The following is a 20,336-nucleotide window of genomic DNA, read 5'->3' as shown; positions in this document are numbered from 1 at the left end:
CAGTCCACCGGCCCCGGCACGGCTTCGCGCGGTGCCGGGGTTTCGTCATGCTCGAACGTGAGTGAAGCACTTGAATGGCGGTTGAGTACTTGTTAACTTGTTGAGTACATGAAGGAGGGGTGAGCGGATGAACGCCGGTGACGATGTGGGCACGGGTGGCGGCAAGGGCGCCGAGGCGGGCATGAGCGCTGACGACGCGCTCGCCGAGATCAGCCGCGTGCGCAGGAGCGTCGTGCGGTCCGCCGCGTCGATGGGCTGGCTCTACCTCGTCTGGGGCGTCGCGGCGCTCCTGTACTGGCCGGCGCTGTTCTTCGGCACGTCCCCCGTCTCGCGCGTCGCAGGGTACGGGTGGCTGGCGATGACGGTGCTGAGCTTCGTCTACGCCTACCGCCTCGGCGCGTACGACCGCGGCCGCCTGCATTCGCGCGTCGCCTTCGTCTGGGTGGCCGTCATGGCCGGCGCGGCGCTCTTCGGGTACGTCATGCCCGAGCGGCCCGCAGGCTGGTGGGTCGCCGGCGGCCTGGCCGCCACGGTCGTCGCGGCCCTGCCCATGCTGTACGCGGCCTGGCGGCTGCACCCCTGGAAAGGCGCCAGGTGACCGAGAGCGGGACCCACCCCCGCCACGACCTGGACCAGCTCATCCACACGCCGGTCCGGCTGTCGATCATGGCGGCGCTGGCCGCGGCCGAGAAGGTGGAGTTCCGGTTCCTGCGCGACACCATCGAGGTCAGCGACTCTCTGCTCTCCAAGCACATGCTCACCCTCGAAGAAGCCGGCTACGTCGCGGTCGAGAAGGCCTTCATCAGCAAGAAGCCCGGCACCTGGCTCTCGCTGACCCCGAAGGGGCGGCAGGCCTTCCACGAATACGTCTCCGTCCTGGAGAAGATCATGAAGGGAACATCCCCCCATGCTTGAGATCGACGGGCTCAGGAAACGCTACGGGGACACCGTGGCGCTCGACGGGGTGAGCCTGACCGTGCGCCCCGGCGAGATGTTCGGCTTCGTCGGCGCCAACGGCGCGGGTAAGACGACGACCATGCGCATCGTGATGGGCGTGCTCGGCGCCGACGCCGGGCAGGTGCGCTGGAACGGGGTTCCCCTGAACCACGACACCCGCCGCCGGTTCGGCTACATGCCCGAAGAGCGTGGCCTGTACGCCAAGATGCGGGTGGCCGAGCAGATCGAGTACTTCGGCAGGCTCAGCGGCATGAGCGCGGCGGGCGCGGCCCGTTCCGCGCAGGCCCTCATCGAACGGCTCGGCCTCACCGAGCGGCGCGGCGACGACGTCGACGCGCTGTCCCTGGGCAACCAGCAGCGCGTCCAGCTCGCCGTCGCGCTCATCCACGACCCCGAGGTGCTCGTCCTGGACGAGCCCTTCTCCGGCCTCGACCCGATCGCGGTCGACGCGCTGGCCGGCGTGCTCGCGGACCGCGCGGCAGCCGGCGTGCCGGTCGTCTTCTCCAGCCACCAGCTCGACCTGGTCGAGCGGCTGTGCGACTCGGTGGGCATTATCAAGGCCGGGCGCATGGTCGCGATGGGCACCGTGGCCGAGCTGCGGGCACGCGAGTCGCGCAAGCGCCTGCGCATCGTCGTCACCGGCGCCGAGGACGGCTGGGCCGACCGGCTGCCCGGCGAGATCGTCGCCAAGTCCGGCCGTCCGCCGCTCGCCCACCCCGGCGACCAAGAGCGCTATGACGAGGTGATCCTCGTCCCGGCCGACGACCAGGAGGCGCTGCGCCTCGCCTCTCAGGCCGGACGGGTCCAGCACTTCGGCTGGCAGGAACCCGGCCTGGCCGAGATCTTCCGTGAGGTGGTCGCGTGAACGCCGTCGTCCTGGTCGCCCGCCGCGAGATCAACGTGCGCGGCCGCACCAAGGGATACCGCTACGGCCTCCTCGTCACCGCCGTGCTGGTCGCCGTGCTGGCCATGCTCCCCAAGTTGTTCGGCGGCGCCGACGACCACACCATCGGGGTGGCGGGCGCGAGGGCCGACCGGTTGCAGGCGGCGCTCGGCGCCCAGGCCTCGCAGGACGCCGGCCTGTCGATCGAGGTCAAGCGTTACGCCGACGAGGCGGCGGCGCGCCGGGCCGTCGCGGCCGGCGACGTCGAGGCGGCGATCGTGGACGACACGACCGTCGTCTCCAAGACCGTCGTCGACGGCGGGCTGTCGGTCATCCTCGACACCGCCCATCGCACGGTCGGCGTCGACCAGAACCTCGCCTCCGCCGGCCTCGACCCGGCCAAGGTCGCCCAGGCCCAGCAGGTGCCTGCGATGACCGAGGTCACGCTCAACGGCACCGGCGAGGACGCCGGCGTCCGCCTGGCGATCGCGCTGACCATCGTCGTCATCCTGTTCATGCTGCTCATCCAGATCTGTTCCTGGGTGGCCATGGGCGTCGTGGAGGAGAAGGGCAGCCGCATCGTCGAGATCCTGCTGACCTTGGCCCGGCCATGGCAGCTGCTGACCGGCAAGGTCATCGGCATCGGCGTGCTCGGCCTGTCCCAGCTCGTCGTCATCGCCGCAGTCGGGCTCGCCGCCACGCAGCTCTCCGGCGCCGTTCCACGGCTGCCCGACGGCACGTACGGGGTCGTGGCGGGCGTGGTCGTGTGGTTCCTGCTCGGCTACGCCTTCTACGCGGCGATGTTCGCGGCGATCGCCTCGCTGGTGTCCCGGCAGGAGGAGCTGAGCGGCGTGCTCACCCCGGCCACGATGCTCCTGATGGTCTCCTACCTGGTCGGCTTCTTCGCCGGCCAGGAACCCGACAGCGTCCTGACGCGCGTGCTGTCCATCGTCCCGCCGTTCTCCTCGATGGTCATGCCGGTGCGGTCCACCGTCGTGCAGGTGCCGATCTGGGAGACCGCCCTGGCCATGGGGCTGATGCTGGCGGCGGCCGCGGCCGTGCTCTACGCCGGCGGACGCATCTACCAGCGTGCCGTGCTCCGCACGGGCGCCCGCGTGCGCTGGAACGAGGTACTGCGCCCCTCCTCGTGAGCACGCGGCTGAAAGTCGGCCACTTCTCCTGAATCCCTTCCTCGTCGGATGGCTGGGCGGGGACGTCCGCTCGACACGTCCTGGGACGGCTGTGACGGGAGGTGGCGGGCCCAGGGCCGAATCGGCGAGATCGCGCCGGTTCTCCAGGGCCCGCCAAGTTGCGGACGGCCCCGATGTGCGATGAGCTGATGTGTCCGCACAAGGGGGATGAGAGTTGACCGGCTTCGACCAGCACCTGACGATCACCACGCGACGGCTGCTCCTGCGGCCGTTCGGTCCCAAGGACGCCGACCGGGTGCGCGCGATCCTCGAGTCGGGGGCGCAGTTCCTCCCGCCCGGCGTGCCCGGCCACCCTTCCAGCGTGTCGCAGTGGTTGTCGTACGGCGTCCACGAACTGTGGCGGGCCGGCCAGGGCATCCACCTGGCCATGGTCGCCGAGGGCACGATCGTCGGGGCCATCAGCCTGTTCAAGACCGTCTGGGGCGCGGGTACGGCCGAGATCGGATACGGCGTGCACCCCCTGCACCGCGGCCGCGGGTACGCCCCCGAGGCCGTCAGCGGGCTGACCGAGTGGGCGCTCACCAAGGGAGGGCTGCGCCGCATCGAGCTGCGCGCCAACCTGGACAACACCGCCTCCCTGCGCGTCGCGGAGAAGTCGGGGTTCACCCGCGAGGGCCTGCTGCGCGGCGCGGGCTTCGAAGACGACGGCCCGCACGACCTGGTCGTGTTCGGGCTGCTGGCCCGCGACCTCGCGATGGGGCCGCCCACGATGAACGGCCGCGGCTTCGGCACGGGCGTGCGCCTGGAGAGCGAACGGCTCATCCTGCGCCCGTTCACCGGCACCGACGCCAAGGACGTCTTCGACGCGGTGGACGGCGATCCCGAGATCAACCGCTGGATGCCCTGGGCTGAGGGGTACGACCTGCAACGGGCGTACGACTGGTGCACCAAGTTCGCCCATACCGACTCGGTGAACGGCGTGCAGTTCGCCATCGAGCCCAAGGACGGCGGCCGCCTCGCCGGGTCGGCCGGCATCCAGCGGGCCGACTGGGAGCGCGGCGACGTCGAGGTCGGCTACTGGATCTCACCGTGGGCGCGTCGCCGGGGGTTCGCCTGCGAGGCGACGCGCGCCGTCAGCACGTTCCTGATGATGCGCGGCTTCCACCGCGTCACGCTGCTGGCCGCCGTCGGCAACGTCGCAAGCCAGGGCGTGGCGCGCAAGGCCGGCTTCACCGAGGAGGGCGTCCTGCGCGGAGCCCTCCCCATCTCCGGGGGCATCTCCGACGCGGTGCTGTTCAGCCTGCTCAAAGGCGAGGCCCGCTGATGCGCGCCGTCCGGCGTCCCGCTGACGGCGCACACACGCTGACGTGCGTCGGGCACGGTGCGTAGCGCTACGGCGCGCTTCCGAGGGTACGTAACGGCCGCGGGCCGGACGACCATGAACGGATGGTCTGGGTTCCGCCAAAAGGTGGGCAAAGGCATGTCCAAGCGTTGACAGATTCAGATATCCTCGCGACCCGACCAGATAACCGCAGGTCAAAGGATCGGAGATCCATATGAAGCCGCCGCTTCTGCTCATAGGGCACGGCGCCCACGATGACACGGGCGCGGCAGAGTTCGGCCGTTTCGTCCATCGACTGCGGTGCCGCCTCGACCAGGTCGCGGCGGACGTGTCGGGCGGCTTCGTCGCCAAAGGACGGCCGTCGCTGAGCGACTCCGTCGCCTCGCTCCTCGCCCGCGGTCACCACCGTCTCGTGTCCGTGCCGCTGGCGCTCGGCGACACCGGTGACATTCCCGCCGAGATCGCCCGCGCGCAGGTGATGCACCCGACCCTCAGCTGCGACCTCGCCCGGCCGCTCGACGCCTCGCCGCAGGTGCTGGCGCTGATGGCCGAACGGCTGGCCGACGCCCTCGCCGAGATGCCCCGGCTCGCCTCGGTCACCATGGGCGACGACCACGGCTACGCCGCGTGGGAGCCCATCTCGCCGGCCGACACGGCCGTGGTGCTCGTCGGGCACGGGTCCGCGGACACCGCGGCGAACGCCGAGGTGCACCGCGTGTCCCGCCTGTTCTGGGAGACGCATGCCGCCGACCTGCTCACCGTCGAGACCGCGTACGTCTCCGACGCCCCGCCGTCGGTCGCGCAGGGCATCGAGCGCTGCCGCCGTCTGGGCGCCAAGCGGGTCGTCGTCCTGCCCTACCTGCTGTTCGCGGGCGGCGTGCTCGAACGCATCTGGGCCGAGGCCCTGGCCTACGCCGCCGGGCACATCGACCTGGACGTGCGCTGCGCCGAGGTCATCGGCGACTGCGAAGGACTGGCCGACCTGATCATCGCCCGCTACGAGGAATCCCTCAACACCACCACCGAACCACGCCCCCCACACGAGGCACCCCCCTTCACCACCCCCCGGCCCGCCTTCGCCGCCCCCGCCGAAGACCTGCCGGACACCTCAGACGAGTCTCTTTCCCTGGAGGAGCTCGACTCCCTGCCGGCGGCCGAGATTCTGGAAGAGGCCGGCGACGGCGCCCTCCGCGGCGACGACGCTCCCGCCCGAACCCTGACCCGCGACCACCCCACCATGGCCGAAGGCCTGGTATGACCGAACACCCCACCCTTTAACACGGCGCCCCCCGCCCACCCCTCCCCGCTCGATGTGTGCTGGTTGTGCCCGGCGCCGGGTCGGCGGGTCGTGGTACGGCGAAGCTTGTCACCGGGATGCCGTTCCGCCTTCGGTGCGTGCTGGGTGTGATCGGCGCCGGGTCGGCGGGTCGCGGTACGGCGAAGCTTGTCACCAGGGGTGCCGTTCCGCCTTCGGTGCGTGCTGGGTGTGATCGGCGCCGGGTCGGCGGGTCGTGGTACGGCGAAGCCGGCGCCGTCGTACGGCGAGCGACCCGGCGTACCTTTGTGGACAGTGCGTTGAGCGCACCCCCTGACGGAACCGCTGGCGTGCCATGCGAGCCCGTTCCTTACCCCACCCCCGATGGAAGGGCCCGGCATGATCGTGCGAGACGACTCCTTGGCGCAGACCCTGGCGGCGATCCGACCCGTCGACCAGGAGGCGATGAGCCAGGCACGGGCCCACCAGGACCGCCTGACCAAGCCGCGCGGAGCGCTCGGTGTGCTGGAGGAGGTCGCCGTGCGGCTCGCCGGCGTCACCGGCGCCTGTCCGCCCCCGCTCCCGGCGCCTGCGGCCCTGGCGATCTTCGCCGGTGACCATGGTGTGCACGCCCAGGGGGTGACCCCGTGGCCGCAGGAGGTCACCACCCAGATGGTGGCGAACTTCCTCGCCGGCGGTGCCGTGGCGAACGCCTTCGCCGCGCAGGCGGGCACGTCGGTGACCGTGGTGGACGTCGGGGTGGCCGCCGACCTTCCAGCAGGGCCGGGCCTTGTCTCCCGCAAGGTCGCCTACGGCACGGCCGACCTGTCGCGGGGGCCCGCCATGACCGTGGACCAGGCCGTCGCCGCGCTGGAGGCGGGCATCGCCGTCGCGGCCGAGTTGATCGGCGCGGGCGCCGCCTGCCTGATCACCGGGGACATGGGCATCGCCAACACCACGGCCTCGGCCGCGCTCATCTGCGCCTTCACCGGTCACGACCCGGCGCTGGCCACCGGCAGAGGCACCGGAGTCGACGACGCCACCCTCGACCGCAAGATCGCCGTGATCCGCCGCGCCCTCCAGGTCAACGGCATCACCACCCCCGATTCCACCCTCCCCGGCCCCTCCGCTTCCACCGTCCCCGCTGCCGTTAGTGAGGCCGTTCGCAGGTTGGCGGCCGTGGGTGGGCTGGAGCATGCGGCCCTGGCGGGGTTCATCCTCGGCGCCGCCGCGTCCCGCGTCCCTGTCATCCTGGACGGGGTCATCGCCGGTTCGTCCGCTCTCGTGGCCGCCGCGCTGGCGCCGGACGCCGTCGACTACTGCGTCGCGGGCCACCGTTCGGCCGAGCCCGGGCACGCGCTCGCGCTCGACCACCTCGGCCTCCGTGCGCTCGTCGACCTGGAGCTCCGTCTCGGCGAAGGCACCGGCGCGCTGCTCGCCTACCCTCTGGTCGGTTCGGCCGTCCGCGTCATGCATGACGTGGCCACGTTCGACTCCGCCGGCGTCACGGACAAAGACGCCCAGAACCCCGACGCCTGATCCGTCCAAGAATCCAGGGGCGCCGAACCCGGCCGACACGAAAGGGCGGCCAAAATCGGCCGACACGACAAGAACCTTCCATGACGCCAGAGAGCGGTAAGTCGGCTAGCGGGGGCCTTTGCCGACAATGCGGTTAAATGAGGACGTTCTGCTGTCAGGCGTGATTGGACCATGATGCGCTACGGCCCGATGTTCGGACCCGACATCACCTTCCTCGGCGTGGAGCGCTGCGATCTGGACGACGCGGCCACCTTCGAGGGAGCGGACGTCGTGATCGTCGGGGCCCCGTTCGACGGAGGCACGAGCAACCGTCCCGGCGCGCGATTCGGCCCGATGGCCCTGCGGCAGGCGTGCTACCTACCTCACGACGGTTCACGTCCCAGCCTCGCCCTGCGCGTCGACCCGCTCAAGGATCTCAAGGTCCTCGACGCCGGCGATGTCGAGTGCTACTCGGGCGACATCGAGACCTCCATCGCCAACATCGAACAGGCCGTGTACGCCATCTCGGCGTCCGGGGCGATCCCGCTGGTCCTCGGCGGCGACCACACCGTCGCCCTGCCGGACGCGCGCGGCGTCGCCCGGCACCACGGGTTCGGGCGAGTGTCCATGATCCACTTCGACGCGCACGCCGACACAGGCGACGTCGAGTTCGGCAACCTGTACGGGCACGGTCAGCCGATGCGGCGCCTCATCGAGTCCGAGGCGATCCGCGGCGACAGGTTCCTGCAGATCGGGCTGCGCGGGTACTGGCCTGGCCCGGACACCCTCGACTGGATGGCCCGGCAGGACATGCGCTCCTACGAGATGACCGAGATCGTGGAACGCGGGCTCACCGAGTGCCTGACCGAGGCGTTCGCCATCGCCACCGACGAGTGCGACGGCGTGTTCCTCTCGGTGGACATCGACGTGTGCGACCCCGGCCACGCGCCCGGCACCGGCACCCCCGAGCCCGGCGGGCTGTCCTCCCGCCAGCTTCTCGACGCCGTCCGGCGCGTCTGCTACGAGCTCCCCGTGGTCGGCATGGAGGTCGTCGAGGTGTCCCCGCCGTACGACCATGCGGACATCACCGCCTATCTCGGCAACCGCGTCATCCTTGAGGCTCTGTCGGCCATCGCGCGCAGACGCGAGGTGTCGTCGGGAGGCGAGCCCTGGGACCCGCGCAAACCGCTTCTGCAAGGCAGGCAAGCTGTGCCCCGCGCCGCCACAGGCCTGTAGGTTTACCTCACGGACAGCGGGTTTCGCCTCTTCCAGGGAAAGGGAACACCGTCCAATGTCGTCGCCCTACCTGCTCGGTCTACGTCTCAGCGGCAGGCGCGTGCTCGTCGTCGGCGGCGGTCGCGTGGCCCAGCGCAGGGTGCCCACCCTGCTCCAGGCCGGCGCCTCGGTCACCCTGGTGTCTCCGAGCGTGACGCCCGCGCTGGACGACCTCATCGCCGACGGCCTCGTCACCTGGGAGCGCCGGCCCTATCAGGTCGGTGACTGCGATGGAGCCTGGCTCGTCCAGGCGTGCACCGACCAGCGGTCCGTCAACGCCGCGGTCGCCGCCGAGGCGGAGGCCAAGCACATCTGGTGCGTACGCGCCGACGACCGCGACGCCTCCGCCGCGTGGACGCCGGCGAGCGGGCGCGTCGACGAGATCAGCGTGGCCGTCACCGCCGGAGGCGATCCACGCCGCGCCGCGGGCATCCGGGACGCCGTGGTCGACGCGCTGCGCGACGGCACGGTGGACGCTCGGCGCAACCGCACCAAGCCCGTCGGCGTCGCCCTCGTCGGCGGCGGTCCCGGAGATCCAGGGCTGATCACCGTACGCGGGCGCCAACTCCTGGCCCAGGCCGACGTGGTCATCGCCGACCGCCTCGCCCCCCGTTCCGTGCTGGACGAGCTGGCGCCGGACGTCGAGCTGATCGACGCCGCGAAGATCCCCTACGGCCGCTATCTCGCCCAGGAGAAGATCAACGAGTTGCTGGTCGACCACGCGAGGCAGGGCCGGTTCGTCGTGCGCCTGAAGGGCGGCGACCCCTTCGTGTTCGGCCGCGGCGGCGAGGAGGCCCTGGCCTGCGCGCGGGCCGGCATCCCCGTCATCGTCGTGCCCGGCGTCACCAGCGCGGTGGCCGTTCCCGCGGCCGCCGGCGTGCCCGTCACCCACCGGGGGGTGAGCCAGGAGTTCCACGTCATTTCCGTCCATGTCGCGCCGGACGATCCGAAATCAACTGTTGACTGGGCGGGACTGGCGAGATCACAGGGAACCCTGGTACTTCTGATGGCTGTTGAACGAATAGCCGTGATCGCTGACACACTGCTACGAGAAGGACGTTCGCCGGAAACCCCCGTGATGGTGGTACAGGACGGTACTCTTCCGACGCAGCGAGCTCTTTATGCCAACCTCTCCACGGTGGCGGAGCGAGTGACCGCCGCTGGGACGCGGCCTCCGGCGATCGTGGTCGTCGGTGACGTCGTCAGGGTCGGCCAGGAGATCGAGATGGTTCGAGCGGAGCGGGTTCCGTGAAATCGGCTGCGAAGAAGACGGAGCGCGCCGATGAGCACACCGAGCAGTCGGGTGAAGCGGTGATCGAGGGCAAGGACTCCCCGGAGGCCCCGGGGGAGCAGACGGTAACGTTCCAGGCGATCCGGGCCGACGACGGTCCGGTCGCGGGCGTGTCCGCAGACGCCCAGGCCGCTGACGACTCACCTGCCCGCTCCGGCTCCGCCGTCGAAGATTGCGAGCACCGTGAGGATGTCTCGGACACCGGAGATCTCCCGGGCGCCGAAGACACCGATCTCAACGATCGCGCCCAGGACTCTGAGAGCGCCCAGGACTCTGAGAGCGCCCAGGACCCTGACAACGCCCAAGACCGGGACGATGTCCAAGACCAGGACGACGTCCAGGACACTGAGGATGTCCAGGACACTGAGGATGTCCAGGACACTGAGGATGTCCAGGACACTGAGGATGTCCAGGACACTGAGGATGTCCAGGATGCTGAGAGTGTCCAGCACACCGACGCGACCATGAGCGGCGCGCCGGCGGAGATTCACACCACCGAGTCGTCCGACGCCACCACCTCCGGCACGGTTCAACCTGCCGGCGCCGAGTCACCGGAAATCGACCCCTCCATGACGGATCCGTCCGACAGTGCCGAGACCGCCGGCATCGACGCCGCCAAGCCGTCCGAGCCGTCCGAGCGGTCAGACTCGTCGGAGCCGTCGGAGCCGTCCAAGGCCTTGGCATTCTGGGAGTCGGCCGAGGTGACGGACGCCGAGGCGCCTTCGGCCGCCGGTTCCACTGACGCCCCTTCCCCGGAGTCCGCCTCCGAGCAGGTCGCGGGCAGTCTGTTCCAGCCGGCGCGGTCACCAGGGCAGACGCCTCCGCAGCCTCCCGCCACCTCTGAGCCGCCCTCGCTGTTCGCGCCGCTTTCCGCGTCCGAGCCCCGCCCCGAGCGGGACGCTCACCCGCGGCCGAACCCCGAGCCCGGCCTCAGGCCTGAGCCTGGACCCAAGCCTGGTCCCGGACCCGGGCCCAAGGCCGAGTCCAAGCCCGCGCCGACGCCCGAGTCCACATCCGAGCCGCTCAAGCACGTGCGCGAGGTGCCCTTCCCCAAACCGGTCTCGCGGGCGCTGACGGCGGCGCTGTCCGGACTGCGAGACAGCGTCGGCGGGGTGCGGCTGGGCCTGGAGGTTCCCGGCGTCGAAGAGGCGCGCAAGGCGCAGACCGAGATCCTCGCCCAGATCAAGAACTACGTCATCCCCCGGGTGCACATGAGCACCGCGCCGGCGCTCATAGCCGTCGCCGGCTCCACCGGGGCCGGAAAGTCCACGCTGGTCAACACCCTGGCCGCGGCCAAGGTGAGCGCGACGGGCGTCCGCCGCCCGACCACCGGCACGCCCGTCCTGGTGTGCCATCCGGACGACGGAGACTGGTTCGCGAAGGGCGACGTGCTCGGTGGCCTCGTGCGCCTCGACCGGCCGGCTCCGAACAGCGGTCTGGACAGCCTCGTGCTCTCCATGAGCGAACGGCTGCCGCCGGGCCTGGCGCTGCTGGACACCCCGGACATCGACTCCGTGGTGGAGACCCACCACGAGGTGGCCCAGCGCATGCTCGACGCCGCCGACCTGTGGATCTTCGTCACGACCGCGACCCGATACGCCGACGCGCCCGCCTGGAACCTGTTACGGCTGGCCAAGGAGCGCGGCGCACGCATGGCGATCGTGCTGTCCCGGGTCCCGCCGAAGTCCCGTGATGTGATCGACAAGCACTTCGCCCGGATGCTCCAGGAATATGGTCTCGGCGAGGTGGACCGGTTCGTCATCAACGAGGTCACGGTCACCGCCGGGCGCCTCCCCGAAGATGAGGTCGCCGAGCTGCGCATGTGGCTGACCGAGCTGTCGGTCGACGACCAGCGCCGCGACCAGGCCGTCCGGGCCACCCTGGAGGGGGTCCTGAACAGCTTCCGCGGCCGCATCCCCGCGCTGGCGCGGCACATGGAGGCCCAGGTCGCCTTCCGGGCCGAGCTGCGGACGGACGTGGACGCGGCGTACATGGGCGCGCTCGCCGAGATCGACGACGCCATCGGCAACGGTTCGCTGCTTCGCGGCGAGGTCCTGGCCCGCTGGCAGGACTTCGCGGGTTCCGGCGACCTCATGAAGACCCTGCACCTGCGCCGCCCCGGCCGTCTGGCCGCCAAGTCGGCCCAGCAGACCCCCGCGCGGCTGCACGCCTTCCGCGCGGCGCTGCGCACCGGGCTGGAAGCGGTGATCGTCTCGGCTGGGCAGCGGGCGGCCGAGGAGGTCGTCACGAGGTGGCGTCAGCGTGACGGCGCCGGTGAGGTCCTCGCCGAGACGCCGGGCCTCGGCAGGCCGTCTGATGAGTTCGCCCGCCGGGTCGGCCGTACGATCGGAGCCTGGCAGGAGCATGTCGCCGGACTGGTCCGCTCCGGCGGGGTGACCAAACGCTCGGTCGCCAAGGTCGTCGCGTTCGATGAGGAAGCTCTCTCAATGGTCTTCATGATGGGCCTGCTCGGCTACGGGAGCTCGCAGGTCGCGGCCGTCTCAGGCACCGGCACGCTTCCCGAGCGGCTGCTGCGCGGCGTGCTCGGTGCCGAGGCGCTGCGCACCATCGGGACGAAGGCGCGCAGCGACCTGCGGGCCCGCATCAGCGTGCTGTTCGATGAGGAGACGTTCAGATACGTGCAGGTGCTCGACGAGGCGGGAATCCCCGACGAGGCCGCGTCCAAGCGGCTCTACCAGGCAACGTACAACCTTGAGGTCGCCCGATGAGTGTCAGCGTGCGAGCGGGGACGCCGGAGACGCGGAACGATCTGGGGCATCGGCTCTCGGCCCTGGCGAAGATCGTCGAGCTCGGTCCCGGCAGGGTCGACCCCGCGCTGATCGCGGAGGCAGGGAAGTTGCTGCTGCGCGCGGGCGACCGGCTCAAGCTTTCCGGCGACCACACCGTCGTCGCCCTGGCCGGCGGCACGGGCAGCGGCAAGTCATCGCTGTTCAACCGCATCTCCGGGCTCGAACTCTCCCCGACGGGAGTGCGTCGTCCGACGACCGCGCGCACGCACGCCTGCGTCTGGGGCCTGGACGGGGCCGGGCCGCTGCTCGATTGGCTGCAGGTGCAGTGGCGTCACCGGTTCGCCCGGGCCAGCGCCCTGGACCGGGGGGAGAGCCAGCTCCACGGCCTGATCCTTCTCGACCTGCCCGACCACGACTCGATCCGGGCCATCACCGACCACGAGGCCGACCGCCTGATCCAGGTGGCCGACCTCATCGTGTGGGTGCTGGACCCGCAGAAGTACGCCGACGCCGCCACGCACACCAAGTACGTCTCCGAGCTGGCGGGGCACGAGGCGGTCACCGTGTTCGCGCTCAACCAGGCCGACCGGCTCGCCCCGGAGGAGCTGGCCGAGTGCGTCGTCGACCTGTCCGACCTGCTGAAGCGCGAGGGCGTGCAGCATCCGCGCATCGTGCCCACCTCGGCGACCACGGGCAGGGGTGTCAACAGCCTCAAAAGCGTGCTCGCCGAGTCCGTCGTCCAGCGGCGGGCCGCGGTCCAGCGCCTTGAGGCCGACCTCAACCGCCTCATGACCAAGGTCGCCAAGGTCATGCCCGCGCGGGAGGCCATGGCCGTGCAGCCGACCGTCGACCTCGCCCGGCAGGAAGGGCTCACCGACGCGCTCTGCGACGCGGTGGGCGTCCCCGCCGTGGGCGAGGCCATGGAGAACGTGTACGGCGTGCGCTCCATCGACTGGGTCGGCTGGCCGTACGCCCGCTGGGCCGCGCGGCTGCGCCCCGACCCGCTGCACAGCCTGCGCCTGGGGAACGTCCGCGACGAGATCAAGGCCGTGACCGCGGCCTCGGTGAGCGCCCAGCCCGCCGAGGTGGAGAACGCCGTCCAGTCGCTCGCCGACGGCCTCAGCGCCGGCATGCCCGAAGCGTGGCGGAACGGCGTGAAGGACGCCGCCCGATCTCAGCTCGGCAGGCTGCCGGAGGTCCTGTCCAGCGAGCTCGCCGAGATCGCTCCGAACCTCGACCGGGTCCCTCGCTGGTGGTGGCTGCTGAAGATCTGGCAGTACCTGCTCGTCGTACTGTTCGTCGCCGGAGTCGGCTGGGCCGGAGCCATTTTGATGTACGGCGTGTTCAAGATCGGCCGTGCGCCGGCCGAACTGCTGGGCGACGTGACCACGCTGCCATGGCTGGGCCTGATGATCGTCAGCGTGCTCGGTCTGGGGCTGCTGTCGGCCATCGCGAGCCGCAATTTCGTGGTCCTCGGGGCCGGCAACGAGCGGGTGCAGCTCGAACGGGAGATGCGCCGTCGCATCTCGGCGGTGTCCAAGGAAATGGTGGTCAAGCCGGTGGAGCACGAGCTGCGCCGCTACAACGAGTTCTTCGCCGCCCTCCTTACCGCCCGCCGCTGACCTCACCTCATCCCACGATGGCCCCGTGAGCACGATATGTCGACCTCGGTGTCGATCGTGATGTCGTATGCGTGTTCGTGCTCGGTCCTCACCTGAGTCCTGTAGTTCTCCACAGTGGAGCGCCCGGCGTGGCGACTTATCCACAGAACGGAGTTCGGCAATCATGGAGAGTGACGGGCCGGACCACACTGGCTCCCATGTCAGCGGAGACGGTCCGCCGGCCCGCCATGGGAGGCACGATGAACGACACCTACGTCACGTTGGTCGGGAACGTCACCGCCGATCCCCGTCAGCACAGCTACAACGACGGTTCCCGGGTCACATCGCTACGACTCGCCTCGACGCGGCGCGTGTTCGACCGGGCTTCCCAGACATGGCATGACGGCGAGACGACGTTCTACTCCGTGCGGTGCTACCGGTCCCTCGCCGACAACGTCGCCCAGTCCATCAAGCTGGGGCATCCGGTCGTCGTCCACGGCAGGCTGCGCATCCGGTCCTATGACCGCGACGGCGAGCGCCGGTTCGTCGCCGAGGTCGAGGCCACATCGGTGGGTCACGACCTGAGGCGCGGCGTGAGCACCTTCCAGCGATCCCGGCGAGGGCCCGCGTCTCCCGCCTTCGACCAGGTGGCGCACGACCAGCTGGTGGACACCACCCGCGACGCCGGCCCCGCCGATACCGTCGCCTCCGCTGACGCGATCGCCACGGCGCGGGGTGAGCAGGGCTCGCCCATCGCCACGGCGCGGAGTGAGCCGGGCTCGCCGGATGACCTGGCATGGGCAACGCCCGACCCTGCCCACCGCCTCGCGGCCTGAGCCGGCGCAAGGGCGTGTGGTCGAGGCGGCGGTGTTACCGAGGGCGAGGTAGCGGTCAGGGTGAGGACCGGGGGAGCCGTGTTGCTGAGGAGGAGGGGGCGGCGTTGCCGAGTGAAGGGGCGGTTTTGCTCAGCTGAGGCGCGGTGTTGCTCAGCTGAGGCGCGATGTTGGTGGTGAGGCTAAGGCGATGCGGGCCGGATGGGGGGAGTTCGTGCTGGCTGATCTCTGGGGTAGTTCGTGCCGGCTTGAGGGAGAACGTTCTGGGCGGGTGGGCGCCTTGTCAGGTCCAGATGATGCCTCGCACCACGGCTGCTCCTTTCCCGCGGGGGTCGCTCAGCGCAGAGCGTCGAATCAGGGCCAACGGACGGAGATGGCCGCAGTGCTCAACGTAGCGGTTCCCATCACGGGCCGCACACTCTGCGACTATTGTGTTACACATCGTGAGACGTAGAGTCGAGGCAGCGAAGCGGTCCGGATGATGTGAGCGTTGGGGGATGTGATGACGGCGTCCGGTGAACTCTCGGTCGAGCCACGCGGCGGCATGCTCTCGCTAGCCGACCGATGGCCCCTGCTGGCACAACCCGCCGCCCTGGTCCTCTATCTCTGCGGCACCGTGGGCCTCGCGTTCGGCGCGGCGGGATACCTCGCGGCCTCCACAGGATTCCGCTGGTCCGAGCTGCTGACCTTCGTGGCGCTCATGGCGTGCGGCGCGGTCTGCATCGAGGCGACCCGTCGTCTCGGCATGCCGGCCGGTGTCTCCCGCGACCTGCTCTCGGCGTGGTGGCTGCCCGTCGCCTTACTGCTGCCACCGGTCTATGCCCTTCTGGCGCCACTGCCGTTGCAGTTCCTGCTGCAGATACGCGTCCGGGCGACCGTCCTGTACCGGCGCGTGTTCAGCGCGGCCGCGATCGGTCTCGCGGCCGGGGTCGCGTCCTTGATCTTCCATGCCGTGGTGCCGGGCGGTACGGGGGTGCCGCTCGGTTCGAGTGGGCCACTGGCGGTCGCGGTGGGGTGCGCGGCGCTCTTCACGGTGCTGAACACCGCGCTGATCGCCATCGCGTTGCACATGTCCGATCCGGACACCCGCTGGCGTGACGTCCTGTGGGACCGCGAGCGCGTCCTGCTCGACGTCGTCGAGCTGTGCCTCGGCGTGCTGGTCGCCGTCGCCTGCAACCTCAGCCCGGTTCTGCTGGCGTTGACCCTGCCTCCGGTGGTCCTCCTGCAACGCAGCCTGCTGCACGCCCAGCTCAAGGCGGCCGCCCGTACGGATGCCAAGACCGGGCTGCTCAACGCGACCGCCTGGCAGCGGGAGGCCGACACCGAGATCGTCCGGGCGCGGCGCACGGGGGAGACGCTCGCGCTCCTGATCGTCGACATCGACTACTTCAAACGGGTCAACGACACCTACGGTCACCTGGTCGGCGACCAGGTCCTCGCGGGTGTCGCCACGGCTCTGCGCAGCCAGCTCCGCGACTATGACGTGGTGGGCAGATTCGGCGGCGAGGAGTTCGTGGTGTTGTTGCCGCGCGCCGACGTGGCCGAGGCCCGGCGGGTGGCCGAGCGTCTGCGGTCCCGGGTCGGCCGCATGGCCATACCCGTCGAAGACACGATGATCTCGGTGACCGTGTCCGCCGGCGTGGCCATCATGAGCCTCCACGGCGACGATCTGATCGAGCTGCTCGCCGCCGCCGACCTGGCCCTCTACCGGGCGAAGGAACTCGGCCGCGACCGCATCTGCCTCCCTGTCGCGCCAGAGCCCCCGCCGCAGGCGCCGCCGCGCGCACGAGCCGACAACTCCGACGGCGGCGCCGTCTGAAACCGGACGGCCTCAACTGCCCGGCCCAAGTCCCCGGTCAGGGGACACGCTGGGGTGACGGAAGGTCGTGGTCGCGGGGCGTGCCGAGGGTCGCCGTTGGCGGGATGAGTGTGAGGGACAACTCCGATGGCGGAATCCCCTAGTCTTAGGAGCATGCCCGAGTACATCTATACGATGCAGCGCGTCCGCAAGGCGCACGGCGACAAGGTCATCCTTGATGACGTCACGCTGCATTTCCTGCCCGGAGCCAAGATTGGTGTGCTGGGCCCCAATGGCACTGGTAAGTCCACGCTGCTGAAGATGATGGCCGGCCTTGAGCAGCCGTCCAACGGTGACGCCCGGCTGATGCCCGGCTTCACGGTGGGCATGCTGCAGCAGGAGCCGCCGCTGAACGAGTCCAAGACGGTTCTGGGCAACGTCCAGGAGGGCGTCGCCGAGACGCTGGCCATGCGCGCCCGCTTCGAAGAGATCGCCGAGCTCATGGCGACGGACTACAGCGACGAGCTCCTCGACGAGATGGGCAAGCTGCAGGAGGCGCTGGACCACCGCAACGGGTGGGATGTCGACAGCCAGCTCGAGCAGGCGATGGACGCCCTCCGCTGTCCGCCGCCGGACGCCGAGGTCACCAAGCTGTCCGGTGGTGAGCGCCGCCGGGTCGCGCTGTGCAAACTGTTGCTGGAGCAGCCCGACCTGCTGCTGCTCGACGAGCCCACCAACCACCTCGACGCCGAGAGCGTCCAGTGGCTGGAACAGCACCTTGAGAAGTATCCCGGCACCGTCCTGGCCGTCACCCACGACCGGTACTTCCTCGACAACGTGGCGACGTGGATTCTCGAACTCGACCGGGGCCGCTGCTACCCGTACGAGGGCAACTACTCCACCTACCTGGAGCAGAAGGCCGCCCGCCTGAAGGTCGAGGGGCAGAAGGACGCCAAGCGCAAGAAGCGCCTGGAAGAGGAGCTCCAGTGGGTGCGCTCCAACGCCAGGGCCCGCCAGACCAAGAGCCGCGCGCGTCTGCAGCGGTACGAGGAGATGGCCGCTGAGGCGGACAAGTACCGCAAGCTCGACTTCGAGGAGATCCAGATCCCGCCGGGCCCGCGCCTCGGCACCACGGTCATCCGGGCCACCGGCCTCACCAAGGGGTTCGGCGACCGGCTGCTCATGGAAGATCTGTCCTTCGACCTTCCGCGTAACGGCATCGTCGGCATCATCGGCCCGAACGGCGTGGGCAAGACGACGCTGTTCCGCATGATCATGGAGGGTGAGAAGCCCGACGGCGGCGACATCCTGGTCGGCGACACCGTCAAGATCTCCTACGTGGACCAGGGCCGCAGCAACATCGATCCCGCCAAGAACGTCTGGCAGGTCGTCTCCGACGGTCTGGACCACATCAAGGTCGGCCACGTCGAGATGCCCTCGCGCGCCTACATCGCGGCCTTCGGTTTCAAGGGCCCCGACCAGCAGAAGCCCGCCGGCATCCTGTCCGGTGGCGAGCGCAACCGCCTCAACCTGGCGCTCACCCTCAAGCAGGGCGGCAACGTGCTGCTGCTGGACGAGCCGACCAACGACCTGGACACCGAGACGCTCTCCAGCCTGGAGAACGCACTGCTCGACTTCCCGGGTTGCGCGGTCATCACCTCGCACGACCGGTGGTTCCTCGACCGCACCGCGACCCACATCCTCGCGTGGGAGGGCGGCTCCAACTGGTTCTGGTTCGAGGGCAACTACGCCGACTACGAGAAGAACAAGATCGAACGGCTCGGCCCCGACGCGGCGCGTCCGCACCGCGTCACCTACCGGAAGCTGACCCGCGACTGACCGATTCCGGGTCCTATGCGGGAGCGAAGCGGGTGTCTTCGGGCCGGCATGGGGCCCGGGCTCCATCCCGGGGGTGGGGTTTTTCCCACCGGGTAGGGGTGGAGCCCGGGGCGCGATCATCGGGAGAGGTTCTTTTCCACTCGGCACCGAGCGTGGTGATATTTCGCCCTCCTCGGTGGGATTCCTTCCTCCCCGGTGTGCCCGGCCGAGCCGGCCCGCCCACCGGGTGGATTCTTCGCCACCATTGGACGCACGTATCCACGTGGCGCGGTGGTGGGCGTCAGGTGGTGCGGAGCCAGACGGCGGTGTCCGGGGGGAGGGACGTGTCGTCGGGCTCGCCGCTGGACAGCAGGATCTCGCGGTGCGGCGGCAGCGGGACGGCGGCCTCGCCGCAGTTGACGGCGCAGGTCAGTTCGCCGCGGGTGAACACGAGCGTGTCTTCCGGCGAGTCGAGCCAGGCGATGGCGCCGGGCAGCGTGGCCCGCAGGTATCGCCGCAGCTCCAGGGCGCGACGGTAGAACGACAGGGTGGAGGCCGGGTCGTCGGCTTGGCGTTCGGCGGTCAGCGCCGCCCATGAGGCGGGCTGCGGCAGCCACGGACGCGTGTCGCCGGGAGAGAACCCGTACGGCTGCGCGGGGCCGGACCACGGCATCGGGACCCGGCACCCGTCCCGGCCGAGCAACTCGCCCTTGGAGCGCTCGAAGATCGGGTCCTGACGGGACTCCGGGGGAAGATCCTTCACCTCGGGGAGGCCGAGTTCCTCCCCTTGGTACAAATATGCCGACCCGGGCAGGGCCAGCATGGCGAGCAGGGCGGCGCGTCCGCGGGCGAGGCCGGCCCCGGCGTCCAGGGAGCCCTCGCCGTAGCGGGTGATGTGGCGCACCACGTCATGGTTGGACAGCACCCAGGTCGGCGCCGTGACCGCGACCAGCGTGTCGTCGATGATCTTCCGGAAGGCGGTCGCCGACCAGGGCGCCTCCAGCCAGGCGAAGTTGAAGCTCTGGTGCAGCTCGTCGGGCCGGACGTACAGGGCGAGGTCCTCGGCGGTGTCGGTCCACACCTCGCCCACGGCGGCGCGGTCGCCGGGGTAGGAGTCGAGCACCTTGCGCCATTCGCGGTACACCTCGTGCACCTCGGGCTGGCTCCAGATGGGCGAGCGCGACTGGAAGCCCTCTTCAGAGGGAGGAACGTCGGCCAGGTCGGCGTCCTTGTACAGGCCCATCGCCACGTCGATGCGGAAGCCGTCCACGCCCCGGTCGAGCCAGAAGCGCAGGATGTCCAGGAACTCCTCGTGGACGGCGGGGTTGCGCCAGTTGAAGTCGGGCTGTTCGGGGGCGAACAGGTGGAGGTACCACTGCCCGTCGGGCAGGCGGCTCCACGCGGGCCCGCTGAACACCGACGTCCAGTTGTTGGGCGGCGCGTCCCCGTCCCGGAAGACGTAACGGTCGCGCTCGGGGCTGCCCGGCGGCGAGGCCAGCGCGGCCTGGAACCACGGGTGGGCCGAGGAGCTGTGGTTCGGCACCACGTCGACGATCAGCCGCAGACCGTGGGCGTGGGCGTCGGCGACCAGCGCGTCGAAGTCGGCCAGCGTGCCGAACAGGGGGTCGACGCCGCGGTAGTCGGCGACGTCGTAGCCGCCGTCGGCCATGGGGGAGGGTTGGAACGGGGTCAGCCAGATCGCGTCCACGCCGAGCGCCGCGAGGTAGGGCAGGCGGGAACGGATCCCCTGGAGGTCGCCGACGCCGTCTCCCGAGGCGTCGGCGAAGCTGCGAACGTAGATCTCGTAAACGACGGCGTCACGCCACCAAGGGGAGTTGTTCACATGTTCTTGGCTGCCCCCCGA

16 protein-coding genes are annotated in these 20,336 nt (G+C 70.3%); 14 read left to right on the top strand and 2 right to left on the bottom strand.

Going from position 1 to position 20,336, the window contains the following annotated elements:
* Positions 1 to 127 precede the first annotated feature (127 nt).
* From ACZ6QO_RS32755 to cobA, 9 genes are all read left to right on the top strand, one after another.
* Positions 128 to 598 (top strand): hypothetical protein, encoded by a 471-nt coding sequence (locus tag ACZ6QO_RS32755; protein ID WP_465856468.1) that lies wholly within the window; start codon positions 128 to 130, stop codon positions 596 to 598.
* Entirely contained in the window at positions 595 to 915 is a 321-nt protein-coding gene (locus ACZ6QO_RS32750; protein WP_465856466.1) for a winged helix-turn-helix domain-containing protein, read from the top strand. Before ACZ6QO_RS32755 ends, ACZ6QO_RS32750 begins: the two co-directional genes overlap by 4 nt.
* Positions 908 to 1,822, top strand: coding sequence for an ABC transporter ATP-binding protein (locus ACZ6QO_RS32745; protein ID WP_465856464.1), 915 nt, complete (start codon positions 908 to 910; stop codon positions 1,820 to 1,822). The genes ACZ6QO_RS32750 and ACZ6QO_RS32745 overlap by 8 nt, the downstream gene beginning before the upstream one ends.
* A complete protein-coding gene (locus tag ACZ6QO_RS32740) occupies positions 1,819 to 2,991 on the top strand; it encodes an ABC transporter permease (RefSeq protein WP_465856463.1) in 1,173 nt (390 codons plus the stop codon). The genes ACZ6QO_RS32745 and ACZ6QO_RS32740 overlap by 4 nt, the downstream gene beginning before the upstream one ends.
* Positions 2,992 to 3,205: 214 nt before the next feature.
* Positions 3,206 to 4,315 (top strand): GNAT family N-acetyltransferase, encoded by a 1,110-nt coding sequence (locus tag ACZ6QO_RS32735; RefSeq protein ID WP_465856461.1) that lies wholly within the window; start codon positions 3,206 to 3,208, stop codon positions 4,313 to 4,315.
* Between the two features lie 232 nt (positions 4,316 to 4,547).
* Positions 4,548 to 5,591: a sirohydrochlorin chelatase gene (locus ACZ6QO_RS32730; RefSeq protein ID WP_465856459.1), complete on the top strand. Its 1,044-nt coding sequence runs from the start codon at positions 4,548 to 4,550 to the stop codon at positions 5,589 to 5,591.
* 396 nt (positions 5,592 to 5,987) lie between these two features.
* Positions 5,988 to 7,127, top strand: a complete 1,140-nt coding sequence (gene cobT / locus ACZ6QO_RS32725; protein ID WP_465856457.1) for a nicotinate-nucleotide--dimethylbenzimidazole phosphoribosyltransferase — start codon at positions 5,988 to 5,990, stop codon at positions 7,125 to 7,127.
* A 171-nt stretch (positions 7,128 to 7,298) separates the two neighbouring features.
* Positions 7,299 to 8,342, top strand: coding sequence for an agmatinase (gene speB / locus ACZ6QO_RS32720; RefSeq protein WP_465856455.1), 1,044 nt, complete (start codon positions 7,299 to 7,301; stop codon positions 8,340 to 8,342).
* Positions 8,343 to 8,397: 55 nt separating this feature from the next.
* Positions 8,398 to 9,633 (top strand): uroporphyrinogen-III C-methyltransferase, encoded by a 1,236-nt coding sequence (gene cobA / locus ACZ6QO_RS32715; protein WP_465856453.1) that lies wholly within the window; start codon positions 8,398 to 8,400, stop codon positions 9,631 to 9,633.
* A gap of 179 nt (positions 9,634 to 9,812) precedes the next feature.
* Here cobA and ACZ6QO_RS32710 read toward each other — a convergent pair whose 3' ends face one another.
* Positions 9,813 to 10,124, bottom strand: coding sequence for a hypothetical protein (locus ACZ6QO_RS32710; RefSeq protein ID WP_465856451.1), 312 nt, complete (start codon positions 10,122 to 10,124; stop codon positions 9,813 to 9,815).
* Between the two features lie 12 nt (positions 10,125 to 10,136).
* On the opposite strand from ACZ6QO_RS32710, the gene ACZ6QO_RS32705 reads away from it, so the two are divergent.
* The 5 genes from ACZ6QO_RS32705 to ettA all read left to right on the top strand — a co-directional run bounded on the left by ACZ6QO_RS32705 (position 10,137) and on the right by ettA (position 18,493).
* A complete protein-coding gene (locus tag ACZ6QO_RS32705) occupies positions 10,137 to 12,401 on the top strand; it encodes a GTPase (RefSeq protein ID WP_465856450.1) in 2,265 nt (754 codons plus the stop codon).
* The gene (locus tag ACZ6QO_RS32700; protein ID WP_465856448.1) at positions 12,398 to 14,044 is read left to right on the top strand and encodes a GTP-binding protein; all 1,647 of its coding nucleotides are present in this window, start codon (positions 12,398 to 12,400) and stop codon (positions 14,042 to 14,044) included. Before ACZ6QO_RS32705 ends, ACZ6QO_RS32700 begins: the two co-directional genes overlap by 4 nt.
* 197 nt (positions 14,045 to 14,241) lie before the next feature.
* Positions 14,242 to 14,859 (top strand): single-stranded DNA-binding protein, encoded by a 618-nt coding sequence (locus ACZ6QO_RS32695; protein WP_465856446.1) that lies wholly within the window; start codon positions 14,242 to 14,244, stop codon positions 14,857 to 14,859.
* Between the two features lie 496 nt (positions 14,860 to 15,355).
* Positions 15,356 to 16,675 carry a GGDEF domain-containing protein gene (locus tag ACZ6QO_RS32690; RefSeq protein WP_465856554.1) on the top strand — a complete coding sequence of 440 codons (1,320 nt, stop codon included), beginning with the start codon at positions 15,356 to 15,358 and terminating at the stop codon, positions 16,673 to 16,675.
* Positions 16,676 to 16,828: 153 nt separating this feature from the next.
* A complete protein-coding gene (ettA, locus tag ACZ6QO_RS32685; protein ID WP_465856444.1) occupies positions 16,829 to 18,493 on the top strand; it encodes an energy-dependent translational throttle protein EttA in 1,665 nt (554 codons plus the stop codon).
* Between the two features lie 280 nt (positions 18,494 to 18,773).
* Here the strand turns inward: ettA and ACZ6QO_RS32680 are convergent, their stop codons facing one another.
* Positions 18,774 to 20,315, bottom strand: a complete 1,542-nt coding sequence (locus tag ACZ6QO_RS32680) for a glycoside hydrolase family 13 protein (protein ID WP_465856442.1) — start codon at positions 20,313 to 20,315, stop codon at positions 18,774 to 18,776.
* Positions 20,316 to 20,336 lie beyond the last annotated feature (21 nt).

This window comes from Sphaerisporangium sp. NPDC049457 (genome assembly GCF_055586705.1).
Note: the sequence above shows the minus strand (reverse complement) of the source record. Positions and strands in the feature narration are given on the sequence as shown.

Excerpts from the sequence above, each read along its gene's own strand:
- ACZ6QO_RS32755 (WP_465856468.1), top strand. The coding sequence starts at position 128 with ATGAACGCCGGTGACGATGTGGGCACGGGTGGCGGCAAGGGCGCCGAG.
- ACZ6QO_RS32705 (WP_465856450.1), top strand. The coding sequence starts at position 10,137 with ATGAGCGGCGCGCCGGCGGAGATTCACACCACCGAGTCGTCCGACGCC.
- ACZ6QO_RS32695 (WP_465856446.1), top strand. The coding sequence starts at position 14,242 with ATGTCAGCGGAGACGGTCCGCCGGCCCGCCATGGGAGGCACGATGAAC.
- speB (WP_465856455.1), top strand. The coding sequence starts at position 7,299 with ATGATGCGCTACGGCCCGATGTTCGGACCCGACATCACCTTCCTCGGC.
- cobA (WP_465856453.1), top strand. The coding sequence starts at position 8,398 with ATGTCGTCGCCCTACCTGCTCGGTCTACGTCTCAGCGGCAGGCGCGTG.
- cobT (WP_465856457.1), top strand. The coding sequence starts at position 5,988 with ATGATCGTGCGAGACGACTCCTTGGCGCAGACCCTGGCGGCGATCCGA.
- ettA (WP_465856444.1), top strand. The coding sequence starts at position 16,829 with ATGCCCGAGTACATCTATACGATGCAGCGCGTCCGCAAGGCGCACGGC.
- ACZ6QO_RS32700 (WP_465856448.1), top strand. The coding sequence starts at position 12,398 with ATGAGTGTCAGCGTGCGAGCGGGGACGCCGGAGACGCGGAACGATCTG.
- ACZ6QO_RS32730 (WP_465856459.1), top strand. The coding sequence starts at position 4,548 with ATGAAGCCGCCGCTTCTGCTCATAGGGCACGGCGCCCACGATGACACG.
- ACZ6QO_RS32745 (WP_465856464.1), top strand. The coding sequence starts at position 908 with ATGCTTGAGATCGACGGGCTCAGGAAACGCTACGGGGACACCGTGGCG.